Here is a 17,392-nt window from a genome sequence, read left to right as displayed (position 1 = left end):
TCGGCTCCGCAGGAGGGCTGATCCCGCCGGACAGCTGAGCACGCCGGGCACCTGAGACCCGAGCAGATGCGGCCCCTGCCCCTTCCGGGGCGGGGGCCGCTGTGCTGCTGCCGGCGCCTGTGCTGCTGCACGGGCCCGTGCTGCCGGGGCAGCGCCTGTCTGCTGGGGTCGGTGCCCGTGCAGCGCAGCAGCCCTCGGTGCGTCAGCCGCCGGGACGCAGAATCCGCGTGCCGCTGGTGGCCCGGGCGGCGATCGCCTCCAGCACCTCCGGTGCGGTGAGGTTCTCCCCCAGTTGGTTCGGCTTGCCGGTGCCGTGGAAGTCGCTGCCGCCTGTGATCAGCAGGTCGTGGCTCCGCGCGAACTCCCGCAGCCTCTCGGTCTCCTCCGCGCCGTGCTCGCGATGATCGACCTCGATGCCGTCCAGGCCTTCCTCGACGAGCGACTCGAGCAGGGCGAGCGGCAGGTCATCGTCCCGCGTCACGGACCCGGGGTGGGCGAGCACGGACACGCCCCCCGCCTCACCGATCGCCCGCACCGCGGAATGCGGCGAGGGGGCGTAATAGGGGACGTAATACGGGCCCGCGGGCCGCAGGATCTCGGTGAACGCGGCCGAGCGGTCGGGGACCACTCCGGCCTCCACGAGCGCGTCGGCGATGTGCGGGCGACCGATCACGGTGCTCTCCCCGGCGACCTGCGACTGCACATCCTCCCAGCGGATCGGGTGGTCGGCGGAGATCAGCTCCACCATGTGCCGGGCCCGGTCCTCGCGCGAGGCGCAGGCGCGGGCCATCTCGGTGGCCAGAGCGGTCTCCGCCGAGGGATCCACCAGCAGGGCCAGCAGGTGCACGCTGCGGCTGTCGGCTTCGCTGGAGACCTCGATGCCGGGCACTGCGGCGACCCCGCTCGCGCTGACGGCATCGGCCAGCTCGGACCAGCCGGCGACGGTGTCGTGGTCCGTCAGGGCCAGCACGTCCAGCCCTGCGGCACGGGCCTGCGCGAACAGCTCGCTGACGTCCGTGGTGCCGTCGGACCACGTGCTGTGCGAGTGCAGATCGATGCGCTGACTGCTGCCGGGGTCGGACCGCTCACTCATAGGCCCAGGGTAGACCGCTCCATGAGAACATCGTGGGGTGAGCACCGAGAACAGCAGCACCGAGAGCACCGACAGCGTCGAGAGCACCGGCGGCGAGCGGATGAAGGACCTCGCCTCGCGGGGGGACTCCCGCTCGCAGCGCCCCAGCAACGAGGCCTTCCGCGAGTTCATCTCCTCGGGCTGGGACGAGACCGTCCCCGATGCCGAGCGCCGCGAGTCCGCGGACTTCACCCCGGAGCGTCGTCACGTCCTGTCGCGACGCCTTCCCGGAACCCGCCTGGTGCTGCCGGCCGGGGTGCTGAAGGTGCGCTCCAACGACACCGACTACCCGTTCCGGCCGGACACCGCCTTCGCGTACTACTCGGGCCTGGGCACCGATGAGGAGCCCGACAGCGTGCTCGTGGTCGAGCCGTCGGCAGAGGACCCCACGCTCTCCGAGGCGACCTACTTCTTCCGCCCGCGCGCCGGTTTCGATACCAGCGAGTTCTATGCCGACGCCCGTTACGGCGAGATGTGGGTCGGTCGGCGACCCACCGTCGCCGAAGCCGCCCAGCGGCTCGGCATCGAGGTGCGCCACATCGACGAGCTGCGCGACCACCTCGCCAAGGACGTCGGCGCTCACCTGTCCCTGACGGTGATGCCGAGCGTGGACGCGAGCATCGAGGAGATGGTCCAGGAGATCCGGGAGCAGAACGGCCTGCCCGGCGGTGAGGACGCGGCCGCGGAGATGGCCGCGCTGAAGGAAGCCGCGAGCGAGCAGCGACTGGTCAAGGACGAGTACGAGATCGGCCAGATGCGCACGGCGGTCGATGCGACCCTGCGCGGCTTCGAGGACGTCATCCGCCGGCTGCCCGACGCCATCGGGCATCCGCGCGGCGAGCGGGTCATCGAGGGCGTCTTCGCCGCCACCGCTCGGGCCGACGGCAACGGCGTCGGCTACGACACCATCGCGGCCGCCGGCGACCATGCCTGCACCCTGCACTGGACCCGCAACAACGGCGTCGTGAAGCCGGATGAGCTGGTGCTGATCGATGCCGGGGTCGAGATCGATTCGCTGTACACCGCGGACGTCACCCGCACCCTGCCGGTCTCCGGCACCTTCACCCCCGCTCAGCGGAAGATCTACGACGCTGTGCTCGAGGCGTCCGACGCCGCCTTCGCCGTCGCCCGCCCCGGCCTGCGCTTCCGCGAGCTGCACGCCGCGGCGATGGAGGTGCTCGCCCATCGTCTGCAGGAGTGGGGCCTGCTGCCGGGCACTGCGGAGCAGTCGCTGTCCGCCGAGGGCCAGTGGCACCGCCGCTGGATGCCCCACGGCACCAGCCACCACCTGGGCATGGACGTCCACGACTGCGCCCAGGCACGCCGCGAGATGTACCTCGACGCGGAGCTCGCACCGGGGATGGTCTTCACGATCGAGCCCGGGCTCTACTTCAAGGAGAACGATCTGCTGGTCCCGACCGAGATGCGCGGCATCGGCGTGCGCATCGAGGATGACGTGCTGGTGACCGCCGACGGCGTCGAGAACCTCTCGGCCGCCGCACCCCGCCGCGCCGAGGACGTCGAGCGCTGGATCTCCGAGCTGCAGCGGTGAGCACCTCCGCGCAGCCGCGCTTCTACGCGGCACGGCTCGCCGGCACCTCGGTCTTCGATCCGATCGGAGATGTGGTGGCGACGGTCCGAGACGTGGTGGTGGTGCCGCAGAGCCTCACCAGCGCCCGGGCCGTCGGCCTGGTGGTGGAGGTCAGCGCGAAGCGCCGCGTGTTCCTGCCGATCACGCGGGTCACGTCGATCTCGCCCGGTCAGGTGATCTCCACCGGGGTGCTCAACGTGCGCCGGTTCGAGAAGCGCACCGGGGAGCTGCTGGTGATCGGCGAGCTGCTGGACCGTGCGGTCACCCTGGAGGACGGCTCCGGTGAGGCGACGGTGCTGGACATCGCGCTGGACCAGAACCGGCACCGGGACTGGGACGTCTCCCGCCTGCACCTGCGACGGCGGCGCAAGGGCAGCTCGCTGAGCCGTCTGGTCTCGCGCGGGGAGACCCTCACGGTGGAGCTGACCGAGGTGTCCGGGCTGTACGGCTCCCAGGAGGAGCAGTCCGCGCATCTGCTGGCAGCCTCCTACCAGGACCTGAACCCGGCGGACCTCGCGGAGATCATCCAGGAGCTGGAGCCCAAGCGGCGCATCGAGCTCGCCGGGGAGCTGGCCGACGAACGCCTCGCGGACGTGCTCGAGGAGCTGCCGGAGGACATCCGGGTCGAGGTGGTGACGGGGCTGGACGCCACCCGCGCCGCGGACATCCTCGACGTCATGGATCCCGACGACGCCGCCGACCTCGTCCAGGAGCTGCCCGAGAAGGTCGCCGCCCATCTGCTGACCCTGATGGAGCCCGAGGAGGCGGAGGACGTGCGCCGCCTGCTCGCCTACGACGAGTACACGGCCGGCGGCATGATGACCACGGAGCCGCTGATCGTCGCCCCCGAGACCCCGGTCGCGCACTGCCTGGCGTTGATCAGCCGCGAGGCCGTCCATGCCGCCCTCGCCTCGACCGTGCACGTGTGCCGCTCCCCGCTCGAGACCCCTACCGGGAAGCTGCTGGGCATCGTCCACTTCCAGCAGCTGCTGCGGGAGCGCCCGGACCGGCCCGTCGGCGAGATCATCGACCCGGACAAGGTCGCCGTCGGTCCCACCGCGCCGCTGTCCTTCGTGACCCGCGAGATGGCCACCTACAACCTGGTGTCGATCCCCGTGGTGGACGACGACGGCCGGCTGCTGGGCGCGGTGACCGTCGACGACGTGCTCGACCACGTGCTGCCCGACGACTGGCGCGAGCAGGACGAGCCCCCACCGACCACCGGACAGATCGATCTCACCGAGATCGCCCGCGCCACCGCCCGTGACGCCGAGGACACCGCGGACCGCACGAAGGGAGAGTGAGCATGGCCGAGCACAATCCCGCCCCGCTCGACGACCCGGCGCCGCGACGGCGGCAGCTGCGCAATCCCTTCCGCGGCGACGCCTTCGGACGCGGCGCCGAGGGCTTCGCCCGCATGATGGGCACCCCGGCGTTCCTCGTCGGGATGACCCTGTTCTGCGCGATCTGGCTCACCTGGAACTCCCTCGCCCCGGAATCCGCGCAGTTCGATCCCCGCGCCCTGAACTTCACCCTGCTGACGCTGATCCTCTCGCTGCAGGCCTCCTACGCCGCGCCCCTGCTGCTGCTCGCGCAGAACCGCCAGGACGACCGCGACCGCGTGCAGGTCGAGCAGGACCGCCAGTCCAACGAGCGCAACCACGCCACCACCGACTTCATCACCCGGGAGATCGCCTCGCTGCGACTGGCCCTGAACGACGTCGCCACCCGCGACTTCGTGCGCGGGGAGCTGCGCGACCTGCTCGAGGAGCTCGACACACCTCCCGCGCCCGCCGCGGACGCCGACGCCCTGCGCACGATCCTGCGCGAGGAGGTCGAGGCTGCGCTGGACCGCCGCACCGGGGACGGGACCCCCACCACGCCGAAGGAGGAGCACCCTCAGTGACCACCCCAGATGACACCGCCCCGGACGGCACCGCCCCGGACGGCACGGCCCCGACGGGCACCGACGCCTGGCAGGCCGCCGGCGACGCCCGCGTCGCCCAGATCCACGAGGCGCTCAGCGGCGTCATCGACCCCGAGATCCACCGCCCGATCACCGAGCTCGGCATGGTCGGCTCCGTGGAGGTCGATGCCGAGGGCACCGCGAAGGTCCACGTGCTCGTGACCATCGAGGGCTGCCCCATGCGCGACCGCATCGAGCGCGAGACGGCGGAGGCGACCGCGACCGTCCCGGGCCTGGCCAGGGTGGAGGTCTCCACCAGTGCGATGACCGAGGAGCAGCGGCGCGAGCTCACCAATCGCCTGCGCCAGGGACGCCGCCAGATCCCCTTCAACCAGCCCGGCTCGCTGACCCGCATCTTCGCGGTCTCCTCCGGCAAGGGCGGGGTCGGCAAGTCCACCGTCACCGCGAACCTCGCCGCGGCGATGGCGGCCGACGGACTACGGGTGGGCGTGATCGACGCGGACATCCACGGCTTCTCGATGCCGGGCATGTTCGGCATCACCGATCAGCCCACGAAGGTCTCCGACCTGCTGATGCCGCCCGAGGCGCATGGCGTGGCCGTCATGAGCATCGGCATGTTCGTCCCCGAGGGGCAGGCCGTGGTGTGGCGCGGTCCCAAGATGCATCGCGCGATCGAGCAGTTCGCCTCGGACGTGTTCTGGGGCGATCTGGACGTGCTGCTGCTGGACCTGCCGCCCGGCACCGGCGATGTCGCGATCTCGGTCGCCCAGCTGCTGCCGAGTGCGCAGATGGTCGTGGTCACCACGCCGCAGCAGTCCGCCTCCGGGGTGGCCGAGCGGGTCGGCTCCCTGTCCACCTCGACCGAGCAGGAGGTTGCCGGGGTGGTCGAGAACATGGCCGGGCTGACCCTGCCCGACGGCTCCGTGATGGATGTCTTCGGCACCGGCGGCGGGGACCGGGTGGCGGAGACACTCGGCCGGGCCGTCGGCCATGACGTGCCGGTGCTCGGCCGCGTGGGACTGGATCCCGCACTGCGCGAAGGGGCGGATCACGGGGTGCCGCTGGTGGTCTCGGACCCCGACTCCCCCACCTCGATGGCGCTCAAGGGCGTCGCCCGAGCTCTCGTGCGCAAGCCGCGCGGGCTGGGCGGGATGAAGCTGCCGCTGACCGTCGCGCGGTCCTGAGCACAGGTCGGGTCACGGCGGCCCGGGCTCGGTGAGAGCTCGGGCGCCCGCGGCTCAGGTGGCCTCGTCGTCGAAGGGCGCGCGCTGGGGGCCCTTGTCCTTCGCGGACTTGGAGCCGGACTTCGACCCCTTCTTCGCCGCGGCGCCGACAGCGGCCCCACCGGCGGCGACGCTCAGCGCCTCCTTGCTGGGCACCAGGTCCTCGATGTCGGTGTCGCCCCAGGCCTCGCGGATGATGCGTCGCGGATCGTACTGACGGGGGTCGTACTTCTTGAGGTCCTCGATGGCGATGCCCATCTCGTCCTCGACCGTGGATCGCGAATCGTCGACCCAGCGACGCGCCTGACGCACCCAGTGGATCAGCTGACGGGTGACGTCCGGAAGCCGCTGCGGTCCCACGACCACCAGGAACACGACGAGCAGCACGACGAGCTCCCAGCCGCCGAGGCCGATGAATCCGGTGCCGCCCATTGTCCACCTGTACATCTCGAGGTCTGATGATCCGCTGTCATTATTGCATCGAGAGCCCCGCGCGGGCTCCCAGCCACGAGGGCTGTCGTAGGATCAGCCAGATCGCACGGGTGAACGAGAGGAAGTACGGATGTCGTCGGGAAAAGTGGCCGGCTGGGCCCATGGTGAGGAGTTCGTCGACGAGGCGACCCTCTTCTCCGACGATGGGGTCCTCGCCCGGGCCAGGGAGCGCGGCAACGAGCTCGGTGCCACCCCGGTCCTCCCCGGAGCCGGAGCGCTGATGCGGGTGCTGGCCGCCTCGGTCCGCGCGCGCTCAGCGGTCGAGATCGGCACCGGCAGCGGCGTCGGCTCCCTCTATCTGCTCTCCGGCATGCACCCGGACGGGGTGCTGACCACCATCGACCTCGAGGTCGAGAATCAGCGGGCCGCCCGGGAGGCCTTCGCCGAGGCCGGGATCCGCTCCCCCCGGGTGCGCACGATCGCCGGCAGGCCCCGCGACGTCGTCGGGAGGCTCACCGACCATGCCTACGACCTGGTCAGCTTCCCCGCCCATGACCCCCACTCCCTGGATCTGCTCGAGCACGCGCGTCGCCTGCTGCGCCCTGGCGGAGTGCTGGTCATCCCGCACGCCCTGTTCCACGACCGCGTCCCCGACCCGACCGCACGGGACGCGACGACACAGTCCGTGCGCTCCCTGCTGAAGGCGGTCACGGAGGCCGAGGACCTGGTCACCGCGCTCACCGGCAGCGGCGACGGAGTGCTCGCAGCGGTGCTGCGTCCCTGATCGAGACCTGACCTCCAGAGACGACCGCAGCCCCGCACCGAGGGGTGCGGGGCTGCGGTCCGGGCTGGTGATGTGCTACTTGATGACGCCTTCGAGGGCGTCCCGCAGCTCCACGGCTTCCGAAGCGGCGATCTCGACGACCAGGCGGCCGCCCCCTTCGAGCGGGACTCGCATGATGATGCTGCGACCCTCCTCCACGACCTCGAGCGGACCGTCACCGGTGCGCGGCTTCATAGCAGCCATCGTGCCTCCTTGATGAGTCACTGCCCTTGCGTGGCTCCCCCGGACGGGGCCTCGGACAATGCGCGTACGGTGGCCATTATCTCAGGTCTCGGGACCGATGCGCACGCCGGGTCCGCCGCCGCCGTCGCGGAAGGTCGATCCCGTTCCCGTTCCGACCCGTCGCGACCCCCACCATGAGCACCGCCACGACCGCCGCGACGAGCAGCAGGAGCAGCACGATCGGGCTGACGGCGGTCATCCTCGCACGGCCGCGTCCGCCGCGTCCGTGCTGTCGAGGGGATCCGCCGCCTCCGGGTCCTTCGCCAGCGGGTCCTTCGCCGCCGGGTCCGTCTGCGCGGCCTCGCGCAGCACCTGGAGGGCCTCCTCCGCGGTGTCGACCACTCGCATCAGGTCGATGTCCGGCGCATTGACCATCCCGCCGTCGACCACGGCGGTGCGCAGCCAGTCCAGCAGCCCCTGCCAGTAGTCCCGCCCCACCAGCACCACGGGGAACATGTCGATCTTGTGCGTCTGCATCAGGCACAGCGCCTCGAACAGCTCGTCGAAGGTGCCGAAGCCGCCGGGCATCACCACGTAGCCGCTGGAGTACTTTACGAACATGGTCTTGCGGGCGAAGAAGTACCGGAAGTCGACGCCGAGGTCGACGTATTCGTTGAGGCCCTGTTCATGGGGCAGTTCGATGCCGAGCCCCACGGAGACTCCCCCGGCCTCCTGCGCGCCCTTGTTCCCCGCCTCCATGATCCCGGGTCCGCCGCCGGTGATGACCGCGTAGCCCATCTCCACGATGCCGGCGGCGATCTCCTGCGCACAGGCGTAGTAGGGGCTGTCCTCGCGCAGCCGCGCGGAGCCGAAGATCGAGATCGCGGGGCCCAGCTCGGCGAGCGCGCCGAAGCCCTCGACGAACTCCGCCTGGATGCGCATCACCCGCCACGGGTCGGCGTGGACCCAGTCCACCGGGCCGTCCTCCTCCAGCAGCCGCTGGTCGGTGGTGCGGTCGGGGCGCTGGGTGCCGCGCAGCGTGATGGGTCCCTTGCGGTGGCGGTCTCGTTCCTCAGGCGTCATGGATCGAGCGTAGCGCCCGGACCGGGCTCAGGCGGCGAGGAATCGGCGCACGCCCGCCAGGGCCATCTCGAGGTCCGCCAGCGGCACGTGCTCGTCATCGGCGTGGGCGAGCAGCGGATCGCCGGGGCCGAAGTTCACCGCCGGGGTGCCGAGTGCCGAGAAGCGCGCCACATCGGTCCAGCCCTGCTTGGCCGCGACGCTCACGCCCTCGCCGAGTGCGGCGAGGAAGGAGCGCGCCGCCTCCTTGTCCAGACCCGGCAGCGCGCCGCCGGCGGCATCGCTCACCTCGATCTCGAGGTCGAGATCCGAGAAGACCTCGCGCACATGGGCCTCCGCCTGCTCGACGGAGGTGTCGGGGGCGAAGCGGTAGTTCACCGTGAGGCTCGCCCGGTCGGGGATCACATTGCCGGCGATGCCGCCGGTGATCGCGACGGCGTTGAGGCACTCGCGGTACTCGAGGCCGTCGATCACCGCGCGGCGCGCTTCGTAGGCCGCCAGGCGCTCGAGCACCGGGGCCAGGTGGTGGATCGCGTTGTCGCCGACCCAGTCGCGGGCGGAGTGGGCCGCGACTCCCCGGGCGGTGACCTCGAGCTTCATGGTGCCTTTGCAGCCGCCCTCGACTCCGGCGGAGGTGGGTTCGCCGAGGATCGCGAAGTCCGCCTGGAGGTATTCGGGATGCTCGGCGGCGATCCGGGTGAGGGCGTTGTCCGCCGCGGCGACCTCCTCGTGATCGTAGAAGATCCAGGTGAGGTCCACGGGGGCGGAGGTCGCCTCGACGGCGAGCTTGAGGAACACCGCGACCCCGCCCTTCATATCGCAGGTGCCCCGACCGACCAGCTCCTCGCGGCCATCGCGCGTGCGACGGGTCGAGGGCAGGTTGTCCGCGAGCGGGACGGTGTCCAGGTGCCCGGCCAGCAGCACCCGCTGGGCGAGTCCCCGATGGGTGCGGGCGATGACGGTGTCCCCGTCGCGCAGCACCTCGAGGTGGGGGGCGTGGACGCGCAGTGACTGCTCGACCGCGTCGGCGAGCGCTCGCTCGTTCCCCGAGACGGAGTTGATGTCGACGATCGCGGCGGTGAGGTCGACGATGTCGGCGTGGGGGTCGAGGAGGGGCGCTGGCTGGGAGTTCATGACGGTCATCGTGCCACGTCGTCCTCGAGCGCTCCTCCGGCTCGGGCGAGCCGCAGGGCGACCGCCTCCGCGTGGCGCAGCAGCTGCGCGCCCGTGCCCGGCTCGGCGGAGATCGCGGAGCCGGGCTGTGCGGTGCTGACGGGCACGCCCAGCAGCAGGCGGCGTTCGTAGACGGTGCCGTCGACGCCGACCGGCGCGTACAGTCCGTCCACCGCGATGGAGCCGGTGAGCATCCGTCGGCGTGTGCCGCGTGAGGCCCAGGAGTCCTTCTGCACCTCGCCCCTCTCGCGCCATGCGCCGAGCAGCGCACTGCGGTAGGCGGGCAGGTCCACCGGGGGCAGGTGCGCTTCGAGCACCCCGTCGCACAGGGCGGCCTCGCCCTCTGCCCCGTGGACGGCGAAGCGGCCCGCCTCGTCGTCGATGTCCAGATGCATGCGCGGCCCGGTGAACTCCAGCAGGCCCGCCTCCTCGAGGGCGAGCACCTGCCGGGCGCGCAGCACGGGCGGTCCCGAGGCCCAGGAGGCGAAGGCGTTGCGGAGGTGCCCGTCGATGTCCTGACGGACGGAGTCGGTGGTGTACGCGCCGAGGTCGGTGAGCCGGTTCACCTGGATCCGCAGCGCGATCAGCACCCGGTAGATCAGCACCCAGGCCGGATCGGGCTCGGTCGCGGCGCGCAGCGCCTCCCTCAGCACGTCCCGGGTGCTCCGGTGCGGCACCGGGCGCTCCCCGCCGCGGCGGCCGAAGGGGAACAGCAGCGGGAGCAGGAGCTGATCGTCCGCGAGCTCGGGGAATCCGCCGAGACGCAGCGCCCGGCGCAGCTCCGCGAACATCAGCGGCATCACATCGTGCTCGTGGTCGACGCCGGCGGCGCGCACCGCGAGCTCGAGCACCCGCTCCCCCGTGAGCACCTCGGGGAGATACGGCTCCGGGAGGCGATCGCCGAGGTCGGGCTTGGGCCGGTAGACCATGCCGGAGCGGGAGCCGACCACCAGCCGCGGTTCCTGACCGCCGGGCAGGTAGCGCAGGCCCGAGGGTGCCGAGTCATCGCTCTCGAAGCGGCCTCCGCCGACCTCGGTGAGCATGCCGATGGCATCGTAGAAGTTCAGCCCCATGCCCTGGACGGCGACCGTCTCCCTGCCCAGCAGCTGCCGATAGTCGACCTCGAGCGGGTTCGCGGGGCCGAGGTGGACCAGCCCGTGGCGCTCGGCGGCATCGGCGAGCTGCTGGGAGCGTGGGGAGAGCGCGGTGGGGAGGTGGCCGAGGGCAAGGGCGACCGCATCGGTGCGCAGCACGCGCCCGTCGCTCAGCCGCACCCGCTGGGGCCCGTCGGCCGGGCCGGTCACGTCGACGGCCTCCGCGGCGTGCTCGACGATCCGCAGCCGCTCCGGATCCGCGGCCGCCTTCGCGGTCTCCAGGACGTGGGCGAGGTAGCGGCCGTGCGCCGCTCGGGAGGCGTAGTCGGTGGGGCGCAGCCCTTCGGCGGCCAGGTGGTCGGCGAGGGTCTCGCCGCGAGGCGTGGGCAGCATCGCGTGGCAGGACTGGTCGGGGTACATCGTGGTCTGGCAGGTGGTGGTGTTCATCAGCAGCACATCGCTCTGGTCGGTCCGCCAGACGGCTCCGCCCCGCCCCACCAGCGGGTCGATCAGGTGCACGGTGAGCGTCCCGTGCCATGCGGGAGCGGTGGACGCGGAGACGAGCCGTTCGATGACCGCCGTGCCCCGCGGCCCCGCCCCGACGACGGCGACGGTGCGGACGGGATCGGCGGCTGCGTTCATCCCTTGATTATGGCGCTGTCCGCGGCGGCTCTCGCACACCGGGCCCTTCTCTCCCCCGCGCAGGGTCCCGGATCTGGGAGCATGTCGCCATGTCGACTCCCGCACCGTCGCCGAGACACCTGCCGTCCGGCGGTCCGACGCCGCCCCCGGGGCTCCTCGGCGGGCGCCAGGCCGCGAGGATCCGCGCGATCGTCAGCGCCGATCTGCTGCCCGAGGAGCGTGCCTCGGCCGACGCACTGGTGATGACGGCCTGGCTCACCGCCGCGCAGCGCGCCCGGTACGCTCCGTCCCTGCGCGCTGGTCACCACACCGAGGAGTTCGTCCAGCGACTGGCCGACGAGCGCCGGGTGGTGCTCGAGGAGGGCGCCGATCCCGTGGCCGATGAGCGGGACTCCGCCGCGCAGGCGGAGCAGGAGGCGCGCCAGGTGCCGCTGCGTCTGGTCGAGGCCGGGCTGCTGGTGGTGGCGTTCGCGATGCTCGCCGTCGTGGTGATCCGGAGCCTCCGCTCCGAGGCGACCGGGATCATCGAGCGGATCCCGGAGCAGGGGGTGATGCTGCTGGTCATCGGGCTCGTGGCCGGAGCGCTCGCGGCGCTCGTGGGCACGGTCGCGACCCGGCGACGGGATCGCCTCCTGCTGGACTGGGCGGTCTCCCGGCCCGGTCAGCTCGGCCGGGGGCTGCCGCTGCACCGTCCCCTGCAGGGCGACTCCGCGGGGCCGGCCATCGCGGGATCGCTCGGGCCCGCGCTGCTGGTGGGCGCCGGGGTGCTCGCGATCGTGGCGGGAGCGGCACTGCTGCTGATCTCCCCGATGCTGGGCGACGTGGGCGGGGTCTCCCACTGGGCGCCGTGGCTGCTGGGCGGCGGTTCCGCCTCGCTGTCGGTGGCCGTGCTGCTGATCTTTCTGCGCTCCCGGCGCCAGCTGCAGAGCGTGCGGCGGTCCCGTGCGACGGAGTGGATCGGACCCACCCCGCAGGTGGAGGAGGAGCCGCCGGCGGTGTGAGACCGCGGCATCAGCCGTGGGCCATCGGCGCGGACGCCGTGGTGCTGCGGTCGTGGTCCCGCGATATAGCCTGCGGCAGTGTGCCGTTCGCCCCGTGCGGGGCGCTGCTCGTAGCCCGGCGCCTCGGAGATTCGTAGACTCGACGTATGAGCACGACGACAACGACATCCCCCGCCGCGACGGCCTGGGGCATCGCACTCACCACCCTCGGTGCCGACGGCACGCTCCTGGACGCATGGTATCCATCGCCTCAGCTCGGCGAGGCGCCTTCGGACATCGAGGCCCATCCGTTGCACGCCCAGCTCACGGCCGCCGCCCGGGCGGACGAGGTGCGCGGAACGACCCAGGAGGTCGTGGTCCGCTCGATCACGCTCGCCGAGGCCCCGACCGATGCCGCCGATGCCTACCTGCGTCTCCATCTGCTCTCTCACCGGCTGGTCCGGCCCAACACCCAGAACCTGGAGGGTCTGTTCGGGACGCTGACCAACGTGGTGTGGACCTCCGAGGGCCCCTGCGCCGTGGCCGGCTTCGAGGAGACCCGGCTGCGTCTGATCGCCGCGGGCCGCACTCCGACGGTGCTCAGCCTCGACAAGTTCCCCCGCATGGTCGACTACGTGCTGCCCGTCGGAGTGCGCATCGGGGATGCGGACCGGGTCCGTCTGGGCGCCCACCTCGCCGAGGGCACGACCGTCATGCACGAGGGGTTCGTGAACTTCAACGCCGGCACCCTGGGCGCCTCGATGATCGAGGGCCGGATCTCCCAGGGTGTGGTGGTCGGGGACGGCTCCGACATCGGCGGCGGCGCCTCCACCATGGGCACCCTCTCCGGCGGAGGCACTGAGCGGGTGAGCATCGGCCGTCGCTCGCTCGTGGGCGCCGAAGCCGGTGTGGGCATCGCGCTCGGTGACGACTGCGTGGTCGAGGCCGGCCTGTACGTCACCGCCGGCACCAAGGTGGAGCTCGTCGGCGAGGCGGGCACCGCCTCCGACAGCCCGCACGTGGTCCGAGCCCGAGATCTCTCCGGGGTCCCGAATCTGCTGTTCCGCCGCCACTCGCTCACCGGAGCGGTGCAGGCGGTGGCGCGCGAGGGCCAGACCGTCGAGCTCAACGCCGCGCTGCACGCTAACTGACCCGGCGATCCGCGGACCGGACGAGTCGAGGGAGCACGAGGTGGCGGTGCGTGGTGGGAGGCGCAGCGGGCGCGGAGATCGAGGCCGGGGCTCCTTCGCCCGCCACCTCACGGTCCCGCTCGTGATGGTGCTGCTGTTCGCGGGCATCGCCGGCGGCAGCTATGTCGCGCTGCAGCGCTACGGCTCCCCCGCCCATGAGGGCACCTGCCTCGCCACCGGACTGGGGACGAGCCATCGCTACTCCACGGACCGGGCCGCCAATGCTGCCCTGATCAGCGCCACCGCCGTGGACCGGCAGCTGCCGGCGCGTGCCGCCTCGATCGCGCTGGCGACTGCGTTCCAGGAGTCACGGCTGCAGAACATCGACTACGGGGATCGGGATTCGCTGGGGCTGTTCCAGCAGCGGCCCTCGCAGGGCTGGGGCAGCGAGGAGCAGATCATGGATCCGCTCTACTCCACCAATGCCTTCTACGATGCGCTCGAGGAGATCCCCGACTACGCCAGCGGCGATATCAACGACATCGCCCAACGGGTGCAGCGCTCGGGCCATCCGGAGGCGTACCGCGACCACGAGACGGAGGGCCGGCTCTACGCCTCGGCGCTGACGGGCCAGAGCGGCGCGAACCTGGTGTGCACCCTCGGCGCGGTCGGCGCGACGGTCTCCCCCGAGCAGGTGCGCGAGCAGCTCGCGCGGCAGTTCCCACGCTCGGTCGAGTCAGGGCGGATCAGCTCCGGTCTCGCCGCGGCCTCCTCCGCTGCCCCGCAGCTGCCGGACGGGGCGGGCGCGACCGCGGTCGTGATCGACACCGGGGGCGACGAAGGCCTGGGCTGGGCGCTCGCGAACTGGGCCGTGGCCCGCGCGGCGGACGACGGCGTGCTCCAGGTGTCCTACCAGGGACGAGTCTGGGACCGGGCGGTCACCGGCGAGGAGGCCGCGAGCTGGGCCGCCGCCGAGGGCGGCGACCCGGACCGGGTGGTGGTCCTGGTCAGCGGGCGCTGAGCCGGCACCCGGCGGCCCGAAGACCGACGCCCAGTGAGCGGCACTCCGCTCCTGGCAACCCGCGACCAGCGACCAGCGACCAGCAACCAGCGACCAGCGACCAGCGACCAGCGACCAGCGACCAGCGAGCGTCGACCGGTTCAGCCTCGCTTGGCGATGTCGGCCTGCAGCTCGGCCAGGCGCAGCTCGCTGGTGCCGGTGCGCTCCGCCATCTCCTGGTAGGGGCGCTCCGCGTGCCCGGTGTAGATCTGGCGCGGGCGGCCGATCTTGGTCTCCGGGTCGTGGACCATCTCCTCCCACTGGGCGATCCAGCCCGGCAGGCGGCCGATGGCGAAGAGCACCGTGAACATCTCGGTGGGGAAGCCGATCGCCTTGTAGATCAGGCCCGTGTAGAAGTCGACGTTGGGGTAGAGCTTGCGCTCCACGAAGTAGTCGTCCTTCAGCGCGATCTCCTCGAGCTGCATCGCCAGCTCGAGGCGGGAGTCGTTGACGCCGAGGCGCTCGAGCACGTCGTCCGCGATCTTCTTGACGATGCGGGCGCGGGGATCGTAGTTCTTGTACACCCGGTGGCCGAAGCCCATCAGGCGGATCCCGTCCTCCTTGTTCTTCACCTTCTCCATGAAGTCGCGGGGATCCATGTTCTCGGCCTGGATCTGGTCCAGCATGTCCATCACCGCGGCGTTGGCACCGCCGTGGGCGGGGCCGGAGAGCGCGCCGATCCCGGCGGAGATCGAGGTGAACAGGTTCGCCTGGGCGGAGCCGACCAGCCGCACCGCGGAGGTGGAGCAGTTCTGCTCGTGATCGGCGTGGAGGATCAGCAACTGCTCCATCGCGCGCACCACGACCGGGTCCGCGATGTAGTCCTCGACGGGGAAGCCGAAGGTCAGGCGCAGGAAGTTCTCGATCAGCGAGAGCCGGTTGTCCGGGTAGAGCAGGGCGTGGCCCTGGGCGATGCGATGAGCGTAGGCGGCCATCGTCGGCATCTTCGCGAGCAGCCGCACCGCGGAGATCCGCACCTGCTCCTCGTCGAAGGGATCCAGGGAGTCCTGGTAGAAGGTCGACAGCGCGGAGGTGCCGGCCTGGAGCACGGCCATCGGGTGGGCGTCGCGCGGGAAGTTGTCGAACATGCGCTTGAAGCGCTCGTCGAGCAGAGTGCGGTGCTCGACCTTCGCCTCGAAGTTGTCGAGCTGTCCCTTGGTGGGCAGCTCGCCGTTGATCAGCAGGTAGGAGACCTCGAGGTAGCTGGACTTCTCGGCGAGCTGCTCGATCGGGTAGCCGCGGTAGCGCAGGATGCCCTCGTCACCGTCGATGTAGGTGATCGACGACTTCGCGTTCGCGGTGTTCATGAAGCCCGGGTCGTAGGTGACCTGCCCGGTCTCCTTGCGCAGGGGGCCGATGGCGATGCCGGCATTGCCCTCCACGGCCGGAATGATCGGGAGGTCGAGGGACTTCTCCCCCAGGTCGAGCTGGGCGGACGTCGTCGTGTGATCCATGGGCTCTCCGTTGTGCGTGGTCGGATCGGGGCGGCGCGCAGGGCGCCGAAGTGTCTAGAGGCGTTCGAGACGCCGGGCGGCGGCGGCGATCCGCTCGTCGGTCGCGGTGAGGGCGACCCGGACGAAAGCCCCGCCACCGACACCATAGAACATCCCGGGGGCCACCAGGATGCCGTGGTCTGCGAGGCGTTCGACACTGGCCATCGCCTCCTCGCCGAAGGTGGTCCACAGGTACAGACCTGCCTGGGAGCCGTGGATCGTGCCCCCGGCGGAGCGCAGCGCGGCCTCGAGAACGGCACGGCGCGAGCGATAGATCTCACGCTGCGCGCGCGGGGCGTCGTCATCGCCCAGGGCGACGGTCATGGCCGCCTGCAGCGGGCCGGGGAGCATCATCCCGGCCTGCTTGCGCACGGCCACCAGCTCCCCCACCAGGGAGGGATCCCCGGCGACGAAGGCCGCGCGGTACCCGGCGAGGTTGGACTGCTTGGACAGCGAGTACACGCACAGCAGCCCGTCGAGGGAGCCGCCGTTGACTCGCGGGTCGAGCACCGAGGGGACCTCGTCCACCGTCCACGGCAGCAGGGCGTAGCACTCGTCCGAGGCGACGATGATCCCGCGCGTGCGGGCCCACTGCACCAGAGCTGCCAGCTGCGCGACGTCGAGCACCTCCCCGGTGGGGTTCGAGGGCGAGTTCAGCCAGAGCAGCCGGATGCGGTCGGCGAGCGCGGGATCCGGGAGCGCGGCGTCCCCCTGGGCGGCGAGGGCCGCAATGTCCAGGGCCAGCGGCTCCGCGCCGACGAAGCGCGCACCGATGTCGTAGGTGGGGTAGGCGATGTGCGGGAAGGCGACCACGTCGCCGAGGCCCAGCCCGAGCTGGAACGGGAGATGGGCCACGAGCTCCTTCGAGCCGACCGTGGGCAGCACGCCCTCGACGTCGAGGGACTCCGGGGCGCGGCGGTGGCGACGGACGAACGCCACCAGCGCCTCGCGCAGAGCCGAGGTGCCGATCGTGGTCGGGTAGCCGGGACTGTCGGCGGCGGCGGCAAGAGCGGACTGCACCGAGGCGGGCGTCGGATCGACGGGGGTGCCGACGGAGAGGTCGACGATGCCCTCGGGATGGGCGGCGGCGCGCTGCTTGGCCGGGATCAGCGCATCCCAGGGGAAGGCGGGCAGGCGCCGGGCGAGGCCGTGCCGCGGGGCTCGGTCGGCCCCTGAGGACTCCGCCACGGCTCAGGCCAGGGGGTTCGGCTGCGTGGGCAGGGCCTCGATGATCGGGTGATCCTTGTCGATCACGCCCATCTTCGCTGCGCCGCCGGGAGCACCCAGATCGTCGAAGAACTCGACGTTGGCCTTGTAGTACTCGGCCCACTGGTCCGGGGTGTCGTCCTCGTAGAAGATCGCCTCGACGGGGCAGACGGGCTCGCAGGCCCCGCAGTCCACGCACTCGTCGGGCTGGATGTAGAGCATC

Annotated in this window: 17 protein-coding genes; 8 read left to right on the top strand and 9 right to left on the bottom strand. The window is 71.7% G+C overall.

Translation table 11 applies throughout. From position 1 onward, the window contains the following. Positions 1-202 precede the first annotated feature (202 nt). Complete coding sequence (locus VF289_RS07315) at positions 203-1,093, bottom strand: PHP domain-containing protein (RefSeq protein WP_330882594.1); 891 nt, start codon at positions 1,091-1,093, stop codon at positions 203-205. A gap of 37 nt (positions 1,094-1,130) precedes the next feature. Here VF289_RS07315 and VF289_RS07310 point away from each other — a divergent pair, with 37 nt between their 5' ends. The 4 genes from VF289_RS07310 (at position 1,131) to VF289_RS07295 (ending at position 5,834) form a co-directional block, all read left to right on the top strand. Beyond that, positions 1,131-2,684 carry an aminopeptidase P family protein gene (locus VF289_RS07310; protein ID WP_330882592.1) on the top strand — a complete coding sequence of 518 codons (1,554 nt, stop codon included), beginning with the start codon at positions 1,131-1,133 and terminating at the stop codon, positions 2,682-2,684. Beyond that, the gene (locus VF289_RS07305) at positions 2,681-4,027 is read left to right on the top strand and encodes a magnesium transporter MgtE N-terminal domain-containing protein (protein ID WP_330882590.1); all 1,347 of its coding nucleotides are present in this window, start codon (positions 2,681-2,683) and stop codon (positions 4,025-4,027) included. The genes VF289_RS07310 and VF289_RS07305 overlap by 4 nt, the downstream gene beginning before the upstream one ends. A gap of 2 nt (positions 4,028-4,029) precedes the next feature. Further along, on the top strand, positions 4,030-4,629 hold the full coding sequence (locus VF289_RS07300; protein WP_330882588.1) for a DUF1003 domain-containing protein: 600 nt from the start codon (positions 4,030-4,032) through the stop codon (positions 4,627-4,629). A gap of 101 nt (positions 4,630-4,730) precedes the next feature. Beyond that, positions 4,731-5,834, top strand: coding sequence for a P-loop NTPase (locus VF289_RS07295; protein WP_330882598.1), 1,104 nt, complete (start codon positions 4,731-4,733; stop codon positions 5,832-5,834). A gap of 54 nt (positions 5,835-5,888) precedes the next feature. Here the strand turns inward: VF289_RS07295 and VF289_RS07290 are convergent, their stop codons facing one another. After that, the gene (locus VF289_RS07290; RefSeq protein WP_330882586.1) at positions 5,889-6,305 is read right to left on the bottom strand and encodes a twin-arginine translocase TatA/TatE family subunit; all 417 of its coding nucleotides are present in this window, start codon (positions 6,303-6,305) and stop codon (positions 5,889-5,891) included. 130 nt (positions 6,306-6,435) lie between these two features. Here VF289_RS07290 and VF289_RS07285 point away from each other — a divergent pair, with 130 nt between their 5' ends. Next, complete coding sequence (locus VF289_RS07285; protein ID WP_330882584.1) at positions 6,436-7,089, top strand: O-methyltransferase; 654 nt, start codon at positions 6,436-6,438, stop codon at positions 7,087-7,089. Between the two features lie 75 nt (positions 7,090-7,164). Here VF289_RS07285 and VF289_RS07280 read toward each other — a convergent pair whose 3' ends face one another. The 4 genes from VF289_RS07280 to VF289_RS07265 form a co-directional block, all read right to left on the bottom strand. Continuing rightward, positions 7,165-7,332 carry a DUF3117 domain-containing protein gene (locus VF289_RS07280; RefSeq protein ID WP_010551467.1) on the bottom strand — a complete coding sequence of 56 codons (168 nt, stop codon included), beginning with the start codon at positions 7,330-7,332 and terminating at the stop codon, positions 7,165-7,167. Positions 7,333-7,566: 234 nt separating this feature from the next. Next, positions 7,567-8,394 carry a TIGR00730 family Rossman fold protein gene (locus VF289_RS07275; RefSeq protein ID WP_330882579.1) on the bottom strand — a complete coding sequence of 276 codons (828 nt, stop codon included), beginning with the start codon at positions 8,392-8,394 and terminating at the stop codon, positions 7,567-7,569. Between the two features lie 27 nt (positions 8,395-8,421). Continuing rightward, positions 8,422-9,525 (bottom strand): succinyl-diaminopimelate desuccinylase, encoded by a 1,104-nt coding sequence (dapE, locus tag VF289_RS07270; RefSeq protein ID WP_330882577.1) that lies wholly within the window; start codon positions 9,523-9,525, stop codon positions 8,422-8,424. 5 nt (positions 9,526-9,530) lie between these two features. After that, a complete protein-coding gene (locus VF289_RS07265; RefSeq protein ID WP_330882575.1) occupies positions 9,531-11,300 on the bottom strand; it encodes an FAD/NAD(P)-binding protein in 1,770 nt (589 codons plus the stop codon). 89 nt (positions 11,301-11,389) lie between these two features. Between VF289_RS07265 and VF289_RS07260 the strand changes: the two genes are divergently transcribed. The 3 genes from VF289_RS07260 to VF289_RS07250 all read left to right on the top strand — a co-directional run bounded on the left by VF289_RS07260 (position 11,390) and on the right by VF289_RS07250 (position 14,431). After that, complete coding sequence (locus tag VF289_RS07260) at positions 11,390-12,301, top strand: hypothetical protein (protein WP_330882573.1); 912 nt, start codon at positions 11,390-11,392, stop codon at positions 12,299-12,301. A gap of 146 nt (positions 12,302-12,447) precedes the next feature. Beyond that, positions 12,448-13,431: a 2,3,4,5-tetrahydropyridine-2,6-dicarboxylate N-succinyltransferase gene (dapD, locus tag VF289_RS07255; protein ID WP_330882572.1), complete on the top strand. Its 984-nt coding sequence runs from the start codon at positions 12,448-12,450 to the stop codon at positions 13,429-13,431. A gap of 40 nt (positions 13,432-13,471) precedes the next feature. Beyond that, entirely contained in the window at positions 13,472-14,431 is a 960-nt protein-coding gene (locus VF289_RS07250) for a hypothetical protein (RefSeq protein ID WP_414644454.1), read from the top strand. A gap of 140 nt (positions 14,432-14,571) precedes the next feature. Here the strand turns inward: VF289_RS07250 and VF289_RS07245 are convergent, their stop codons facing one another. The 3 genes from VF289_RS07245 to VF289_RS07235 all read right to left on the bottom strand — a co-directional run. Further along, positions 14,572-15,924, bottom strand: coding sequence for a citrate synthase (locus VF289_RS07245; RefSeq protein WP_330882570.1), 1,353 nt, complete (start codon positions 15,922-15,924; stop codon positions 14,572-14,574). A 54-nt stretch (positions 15,925-15,978) separates the two neighbouring features. Further along, entirely contained in the window at positions 15,979-17,151 is a 1,173-nt protein-coding gene (gene dapC, locus VF289_RS07240) for a succinyldiaminopimelate transaminase (RefSeq protein ID WP_330882568.1), read from the bottom strand. 3 nt (positions 17,152-17,154) lie between these two features. Then, positions 17,155-17,392 (bottom strand): ferredoxin family protein (locus VF289_RS07235; protein ID WP_330882566.1); only part of this gene is annotated, 238 nt, incomplete at its 5' end.

The sequence above is a fragment of the Brachybacterium sp. genome (assembly GCF_036379615.1).
GTDB lineage: Bacteria > Actinomycetota > Actinomycetes > Actinomycetales > Dermabacteraceae > Brachybacterium.
This window is presented reverse-complemented; position numbering and strand designations above follow the sequence as displayed.